The following is a 7663-nucleotide window of genomic DNA, read 5'->3' on the forward strand; positions in this document are numbered from 1 at the left end:
GTATGTAAACCCATCGTTTGTATATGGCCACACGGTTTAAATAACCAACGATACGACCTGCCCAACCAAGGAACCACCCACATGCTGCATTTTAGAGCCATCGCATTATTCCTGGCTGGGTTAATTTTCGCTAGCGCGGCCAGCGCTGGCCTGACCGAACCTGCTGACAACAAACTCAGGATAGGTGGAACCGGTTGCGCCATCGCCACGATGCATATCCTCGGCAAGGCGTTCACCAAAATCCATCCTGATGTCACGGTTGTCATCATGCCCAGCCTGGGTAGCGGCGGCGGAATCAAAGCCATGCTTGCCGGCGCCATTGATCTGGCAATCAGCGGCCGCGACCTGAAACCGGCTGAACGCGCCCAGGGAGTGCTGGCAAGCGAGTATGCACGCACGCCATTCGTATTCGCCGTCTCCTCGCACAATAGCGTTTCGGCCATTACCACAAGCCAACTGGTCAAGATATACAGTGGCAATAGCACGATCTGGCCTGACGGGAAAAAACTACGGCTGATATTACGGCCGGCGGAAGAGTCCGATACGGACATTGTCAAAAGCATGTCCCCGGAAATGAACCAGGCGGTGAAAATCGCATTGGCGCGGGAAGGCATGATCATGGCAACCACCGACCAGGACAGCGCAGACAACATGGAAAAGATCTCTGGCGCCATCGGCACTACGACGCTGGCACAAATCATTTCCGAACAGCGAGCGCTCAAACCGCTGACTTTGAATGGCGTCACCCCAAGCCTTGATACGCTGACGGAAGGGAAATACCCTTATTTTAAAACCTTGTTTATGGTAAGCAGCCCGAAGCCCAAGCCGTTGACCCAGGCGTTTATTGCCTTCGTGCGTTCCGCCGCAGCCCGCCAAATACTGGCAAAAAATGGCCAATTGGCAGCGTCCGCCAAATAAGCCTCGAATGCCATGACGCTGCCTGACTCAAGACTGGTACCCAATGCAACCTGGTTGGCGGGCATCTTTGCCGGCTTGATCGCACTTGCTTTTCCGCTATTGTATTTTGGCCTGAGCTACCAATATCAGGTTGCGTCAATACAAACGGAAGTGGAATTCAACGCAGCCAACATTTCACAAGTTATTAACGCCAATCCTGAATTGTGGCAATTTGAAGAGCACCGTCTCGTCAGCCTGCTCACCGATCAAGCTTCGACTACCCTTCCCGAGTCGCGCCGTATTGTCGACACCAAGGGCAAGCTCATCGCGCAAAGTCAGGAAAAACTCACCCCCCCGTATCTATCACGCTCTGCCGATCTGCGGGATTCAGGCAGCATAGTCGGACGCGTTGAAGTCAACCGGTCCTTGTCTCCACTACTGCTTGATACTGCAATGGCAGCACTGATCGGCCTGCTGCTGGGCGGGGTGACTTTCATGGTTTTCCGCACCTATCCCTTGCGCGCACTGAAACGCGCGCTCAGCACACTGGCAAATGAAAAAGAGCGTGCCGAAGTCACGCTGCACAGTATCGGCGATGCAGTCATCACCACCAATGCCGACGGCTGTATCGAATACCTAAACCCTGTCGCCGAGCAGCTAACTGGCTGGAGCAGCGCCGCTGCATACGGGCAGCCATCTTCTCAAGTATTCAACATCATCAATGAAAACACCGGTGAACTGCTGGACAACCCGGCGGAAAAGGCGGTCAGGGAAAATCGCATTGTCTCCGCCACCAATCATGCCGGCCTGATCAAGCGCAATGGAAAAATCATCCCGATAGAAGACAGTGCCGCCCCCATCTGCAACAGCCATGGCCAGATCATAGGCGCCGTGCTGGTGTTTCACGATGTCAGCCACGCTCGTGCCATGGCTATCAAGCTCAGCCACCAGGCCAGCCACGATGCCCTGACCGGTCTCCTGAATCGGCACGCATTCGAGACCCGCCTACAGCAGGTGCTTGAAAATGCAACGCGGGAAAACAGCTATCACACCTTGTGCTATATGGATCTGGACCAGTTCAAGATCGTCAATGACACTTGCGGCCACACGGCAGGCGATGAGTTGTTGCGACAGCTGTCTGCCGAACTGCGCGCCCAGGTGCGTGGCTCGGATATCCTTGCGCGCCTGGGCGGGGATGAATTCGGGCTGCTGCTGGAAGGATGCAGCATGAACATGTCCGACATCATCGTGGGAAAATTGCTGCAGGCAGTCAGAGACTTTCGCTTCAGTTGGCAGGAGCAAACTTTCTCGGTAGGCGTCAGCATCGGCGTAGTCAGCGTACATGCCGAGTGCGGGGGCCTGATGGAAATCATGCGCGCTGCGGATTCAGCGTGCTATACCGCAAAAGACCGGGGCCGCAATCGCATTTATGTATACCAGCCCGATGACCACGAGGTGGCACTGCGGCGTGGCGAAATGCAATGGGTATCGCGCATTACCAAAGCCATTGATGAGGATAGATTTCGCCTTTATTACCAGACTATCCAGCCGATCATTCCCGACGCACAGGGCGCTCATTATGAAATCCTGCTGCGCATGCTGGATGAAGACGGAAAAATCATATCACCGGCTTCCTTTATCCCGGCCGCCGAACGCTACGGTCTGATGCCGGCCATAGACCGCTGGGTCATTCAAAATACATTCGCCAAACTCGGGGCACTGTACCGCGGGGATACGAAACAGTTGCTTCATACCTGTTCCATCAATCTCTCCGGCACTTCCTGGGCAAATGAAGATCTGGTGGGTTTCATCTGCGAGATGGCTGCCCAATACAGGGTTCCTGCGCGCGTGATCTGTTTTGAGCTCACCGAAACAGCTGCCATCACCCATCTCAGCAAAGCCATTGCATTCATCCGTGAACTCAAAAGCGTAGGCTTCCGATTTTCGCTGGATGATTTCGGCAGCGGCGTCAGTTCGTTTGGCTATCTCAAACAACTTCCCGTGGATTATCTGAAAATTGACGGCGGCTTTGTCAGAAACATGGTCGACGACAAAATCGATCTTGCCATGGTAGAGACGATCAATAACATCGGCCACATCATGGGCATTAAAACCATTGCGGAGTTTGTGGAAAACGAAGCCATACTGGAAAAACTCACCCATATGGGTGTGGATAACGCCCAAGGCTACGCCATTGCCAAGCCATTGCCACTGGATGATATGATTATTAGAACACCTGCCGTAACGCCGCCGCAGGAATTATCTGCATCTCTTATGGTGGCAAATTAACTCGAGCGCCAATGACCTGATTTCCCGCCCTGTTTTTCCTGCAGATGGATCGCCTCCATCCGCATTCCCCGATCCACTGCCTTGCACATATCATAAATAGTAAGCAGCCCAACGCTGAGCGCAGTAAGCGCTTCCATCTCCACGCCGGTTTTGCCCACCGTTTCGGCAGTCACCCGGCATTCAATCGCGGAATCCGCCTCCTGCACCAGAAACTCCACTGATACGTGGGTAAGTGCAAGCGGATGACACAATGGAATCAGCTCAGCGGTACGTTTGGATGCCATGATCGCGGCGATGCGCGCGACGCCCAGTACATCGCCCTTCTTGGCATTACCGTCGAGGATCATTTTCAGCGTGGCGGGCTGCATCACGATGCGCCCGGTCGCCACCGCAATGCGCCGGGTGTCGGATTTATCGGCCACATCCACCATCCGGGCATGGCCACGGTCATCGAAATGAGTGAATTGGTTCATAGTCAGGAACTGGAAAACAGAAGTCGTTATCATAGCATTCATGAAATCAGCATCCTTATTCCTGGCTTTGTGCCTGGCTAGCCAGCCGTTGTTGGCGAGCGAACTACCGGACCTTGGTGATGTCTCGCAAGGCGCGTTTTCACCGCATGACGAAGCTCGGGTGGGCAATAAAATCATGCGCGAAATTTACGCTGAACCGGCCTATTACGACGATCCGGAACTCACTGATTACCTCAACAATCTCGGCTACCGCCTGGTAGCCGCCAGCCCGGAAAATCGCCTCTCGTTCCAGTTCTTTGTGCTGCGCGACCGCACGCTGAATGCATTTGCCTTGCCGGGCGGGTTTATCGGCGTCCATACCGGCCTGATTGAAGCCACCCAGAACGAATCCGAACTGGCAGGCGTGCTGGGCCATGAAATCGCCCACGTCACCCAGCACCACCTGGCGCGCATGATCGAAAATCAGAATCAGGGCATCATCCCGTCACTAGCCGCATTGGCAGTGGCGCTACTTGCTGCGCGTTCCAACCCGCAAGTGGCTACTGCCGCCATTGCCACGGTTCAAGCTACTTCCATACAGAAACTGCTCAATTTTTCTCGAGACAATGAACGCGAGGCCGACCGTATCGGCATACAAATCATGAGCAAAGCGGGTTTTGACCCGCGCGCCATGGCAACTTTTTTCGAACGCCTGCAAAAAAACAGCCGTCTGTATGAAAATAACGCTCCGGCTTATCTGCAGACCCATCCGCTGACCTCGGAACGGATTGCCGATATGCAAAATCGCTTGGCCAGCCTGCCCGTCAAACAGGTGGCAGACAGCCTGGAGTTTCAATTGATACGTGCCAAACTGCTGGCCGGCGAAGGCAGCCCCGAAGCAGCCGTCAAGCGTTTCTCTGAAGCCATCCGCGCTACTCGCTATAACAATCTAGCGGCTGAACGTTACGGGCTGGTAGTGGCGCTGCTGCGCGCACGCCAGTTCGAGCGCGCGGATCAGGAACTGAACCAGCTCAACCAGTCGGGTGCCAGCAGTCCGATCATTGCCATGCTGGGTGCCCGGATCAAGCAGGAAGCAGGCGACATCGATGCTGCACTAATCCGCTATCAGGCTGGACGCGAGCGTTTTCCAGGTTATCGGCCATTGCTATATGCCGATGCCAATGCCTTGCTGCAGGCGGGCAAAGCCAAAGCAGCGCTGGCGCTTGTCACCGATCACCTTACCCTGTATCCGGACGATTACCGCCTGTACGAGTTACAGTCACGTGCCTACGCCATGCTGGGCAAAGATTTTTTGCGCCATCACGCCCAGGCTGAAGCCTATGTGAGGCAAGGCAATCTTGATGCCGCCATTGAGCAGTTGAAGTTGGGACTGAAGAGCCGCGATGGCGATTTTTATCAGATGTCCATTGCTGAGGCGCGCCTAAAAGAACTCATGGCGCTTAATAAATCAAGCAAACCATAAATCTTCTGAAACATTCATCGTGCGCTGATTTGGTATAAACATACCGAATGTCATGTTTTTGCAAAAAAAACGCGGTCAAGGGCTTGGACAAGCAAAAATTTTGCACTATGCTTGCCGCATCCTTAGTTTGGATAGGCAGACTGGGATGCCTTCGCGGCAAACCGGAAAAACATTCAGTTGCACCCACAATTAGACTAGGAGGATGACATGCGTGCAGGAGCATCACTAATCTTGACCGCAAGCATAGTCGGCATGTTCGTTATGGCCAACTACGCGGTGGCAGCAGACGCACCCAAAAAAGAAGAAACCGGCAAGTCCATTGCCTTTGACAAAGGCAAAGGCAATTGCCTGGCGTGTCACGCCATGCCTACCGTACCGGACGCGGAATCCGCTGGCACCATCGGACCACCGCTGATCGCCATGAGCGCGCGCTACCCGGATAAAGCCAAATTGCGCGCCCAGATATGGGATGCCACGGTTGCCAACCCTCAATCTGTCATGATTCCGTTCGGTAAACACAAGGTGTTGACTGAACAGGAAATCGATAAAGTCACCGATTTCGTATACGGCCTGTAATCCAGGCTCAAAATCACCTAGGAGAAATGAATGAATGAATTGCGTAGAAATATCCTGAAAAGCGCCGGCGCCGCTGGTGTGGTTGCCATGGCAGCTACCGCAGGACTGCTTAAGTCCGGCAATGCGCTGGCCGCCTGGAACAGCAACGCGTTTGCTGCGAAGTCCTCTGCTGAAGCAATCAAGGATCTGGGTTTGCCCACACCTGCAGACAGCAAGGCCATCACCATCAAGGCTCCGGATATTGCTGAAAACGGCGCTGTGGTTCCCGTGGAAGTACTCAGCACCCTTCCCGGCACAACCAACATTGTCATCATATCCGAGAAAAATCCCACCGTTCTGATTGCTGATTTCAAACTCTCCAACGGTGCTGAGGGTTTTGTCTCTACCCGTATCAAGATGGCACAAACATCCATGATACGCGCCGTAGTGGCCGCAGGTGGCAAGACGTACACCGCTGCCAAAGAAGTGAAAGTAACCATCGGTGGTTGTGGCGGTTAACTGACGCATATCTTGCCCAGCATCTGTGTCTTAATAACTTAGCTTAGAGGAATTCAAAATGGCAGAACCAATGAAAATGCGCGCATCCATTAGTGGCGATGTGGCCGATATTAAAGTATTGATGAATCACCCGATGGAATCCGGGCAGCGCAAAGATGCCAAGACCGGCCAAATCATCCCGGCTCACTTCATTGATGAAGTGCATGCCACGCTTAACGGCAAGCCCGTGCTCGACGCCCAGTGGGGCGGCGGCGTGTCGAAGAATCCATATCTGGGATTCAAGGTCAAAGGCGCCAAAGCCGGCGACAAAGTGGAAATCAGCTGGAAAGATAACAAGGGTGAATCCAATAAAGTTGATGGTGTGGTTTCCTGAGTTTCAACCAGGCTAAACCAGGTGCCAGGGCCGACACCCTGGCGTCACCCGACAAATATCAAACGGAGGACGGCATGAAAACGACAACGTTTCGCGGGCCACAGGCGAAGTCGCCAAAGGCGCACGGCAAAAAAATTCTGTTGGCACTGGTTGGGGTGGGGCTACTGTTCGGCGCACTGAATGTAAGTGCCTCACCAGAACAAGACCGCCAAAACCTGCTTGATTTTTTTAGCAGCAAATATCCGGACATCAAAGCCGGAAACTATGTTTATGGCGCGCTGGCATTCGATCCCGATGCGATGGCACAATACAACAGCATCATGGATTTTCCACCCTTCAGCTCGGTAGTTGAGCAGGGCAAGAAGATGTGGGAAACACCATTCAAGAATGGCAAAACGTATGCAAGCTGCTTCCCCAATGGCGGCAAAAACGTAGCAGGCAACTATCCCTATTTCGATGACAAGGCTGGCAAGGTTGTCACCTTCGAGATGGCCATCAATGCCTGTCGTACTGCCAACGGCGAAGACGCTTACAAGTACAATGACATGAAGACCATGGGCACTTTGACATCGTACGCCCGTACGCTGTCGGACGGGATGCCGATGAACATCAAGGTGCAGGGTCCTGCCGCCACTGCTGCCTATGAAGCCGGCAAAAGCCAGTTCTACAGCCGCCGCGGCCAACTCAACTTCTCTTGCGCCTCTTGCCACGTCGCCAACGCTGGCAACCACCTGCGCTCAGAAGTACTCTCTCCCGCCGTGGGCCAGTCTACGCATTGGCCGGTGTTCCGTGGTGGCGAGAATCTGGTGACCTTGCAGGAACGTTACGTCGGTTGCAACAAGCAGGTCCGTGCCGTGCCTTTTGCGCCTGGTAGCGTGGAGTACAACGACCTGGAATACTTCCATTCCTACATCAGCAACGGTTTACCTCTGAAGGCCTCGGTATTCCGTAAGTAAGCAACCGTTCCATCACTAGGCGAAGCCTGGCGTCAGCCAGCTTCGCTTTTTTTATTGGTGCGCCCGGCAGGGCGCACTTACTTGGAGGTGAAAGACCTCTACTCGCCCGGCAAGGGGAAGAGTTAGCTGAACGGCAAGG

8 protein-coding genes are annotated in these 7663 nt (G+C 54.0%); 7 read left to right on the forward strand and 1 reads right to left on the reverse strand.

The annotated features are described in order from the left end of the window. Positions 1–81: 81 nt before the first annotated feature. Both EI185_RS09415 and EI185_RS09420 read left to right on the forward strand, forming a co-directional pair. Positions 82–918 (forward strand): substrate-binding domain-containing protein, encoded by an 837-nt coding sequence (locus EI185_RS09415; RefSeq protein ID WP_124704881.1) that lies wholly within the window; start codon positions 82–84, stop codon positions 916–918. Positions 919–930: 12 nt separating this feature from the next. Beyond that, a complete protein-coding gene (locus tag EI185_RS09420) occupies positions 931–3186 on the forward strand; it encodes an EAL domain-containing protein (protein WP_124704882.1) in 2256 nt (751 codons plus the stop codon). On the opposite strand, the gene moaC is transcribed toward EI185_RS09420, so the two are convergent. Beyond that, a complete protein-coding gene (moaC, locus tag EI185_RS09425) occupies positions 3183–3659 on the reverse strand; it encodes a cyclic pyranopterin monophosphate synthase MoaC (RefSeq protein WP_124704902.1) in 477 nt (158 codons plus the stop codon). The genes EI185_RS09420 and moaC overlap by 4 nt on opposite strands. A gap of 40 nt (positions 3660–3699) precedes the next feature. Between moaC and EI185_RS09430 the strand changes: the two genes are divergently transcribed. The 5 genes from EI185_RS09430 to soxA all read left to right on the forward strand — a co-directional run bounded on the left by EI185_RS09430 (position 3700) and on the right by soxA (position 7524). Then, positions 3700–5121, forward strand: a complete 1422-nt coding sequence (locus EI185_RS09430) for a M48 family metalloprotease (RefSeq protein WP_124704883.1) — start codon at positions 3700–3702, stop codon at positions 5119–5121. Positions 5122–5373: 252 nt separating this feature from the next. Then, entirely contained in the window at positions 5374–5697 is a 324-nt protein-coding gene (gene soxX / locus EI185_RS09435; RefSeq protein WP_223247767.1) for a sulfur oxidation c-type cytochrome SoxX, read from the forward strand. Between the two features lie 30 nt (positions 5698–5727). Continuing rightward, on the forward strand, positions 5728–6195 hold the full coding sequence (gene soxY, locus EI185_RS09440) for a thiosulfate oxidation carrier protein SoxY (protein ID WP_124704885.1): 468 nt from the start codon (positions 5728–5730) through the stop codon (positions 6193–6195). Positions 6196–6253: 58 nt separating this feature from the next. Then, positions 6254–6568: a thiosulfate oxidation carrier complex protein SoxZ gene (gene soxZ / locus EI185_RS09445; protein ID WP_124704886.1), complete on the forward strand. Its 315-nt coding sequence runs from the start codon at positions 6254–6256 to the stop codon at positions 6566–6568. Between the two features lie 74 nt (positions 6569–6642). Continuing rightward, entirely contained in the window at positions 6643–7524 is an 882-nt protein-coding gene (gene soxA, locus EI185_RS09450) for a sulfur oxidation c-type cytochrome SoxA (protein ID WP_124704887.1), read from the forward strand. The last annotated feature ends 139 nt before the right edge of the window (positions 7525–7663 follow it).

It is taken from the genome of Sulfuriferula multivorans (genome assembly GCF_003851125.1).
Lineage (GTDB): Bacteria > Pseudomonadota > Gammaproteobacteria > Burkholderiales > Sulfuriferulaceae > Sulfuriferula > Sulfuriferula multivorans.

Coding starts and splice junctions, on each gene's coding strand:
- soxY (WP_124704885.1), top strand. CDS start 5,728: ATGAATGAATTGCGTAGAAATATCCTGAAAAGCGCCGGCGCCGCTGGT.
- EI185_RS09420 (WP_124704882.1), top strand. CDS start 931: ATGACGCTGCCTGACTCAAGACTGGTACCCAATGCAACCTGGTTGGCG.
- EI185_RS09430 (WP_124704883.1), top strand. CDS start 3,700: ATGAAATCAGCATCCTTATTCCTGGCTTTGTGCCTGGCTAGCCAGCCG.
- moaC (WP_124704902.1), bottom strand. CDS start 3,659: ATGAACCAATTCACTCATTTCGATGACCGTGGCCATGCCCGGATGGTG.
- EI185_RS09415 (WP_124704881.1), top strand. CDS start 82: ATGCTGCATTTTAGAGCCATCGCATTATTCCTGGCTGGGTTAATTTTC.
- soxX (WP_223247767.1), top strand. CDS start 5,374: ATGTTCGTTATGGCCAACTACGCGGTGGCAGCAGACGCACCCAAAAAA.
- soxA (WP_124704887.1), top strand. CDS start 6,643: ATGAAAACGACAACGTTTCGCGGGCCACAGGCGAAGTCGCCAAAGGCG.
- soxZ (WP_124704886.1), top strand. CDS start 6,254: ATGGCAGAACCAATGAAAATGCGCGCATCCATTAGTGGCGATGTGGCC.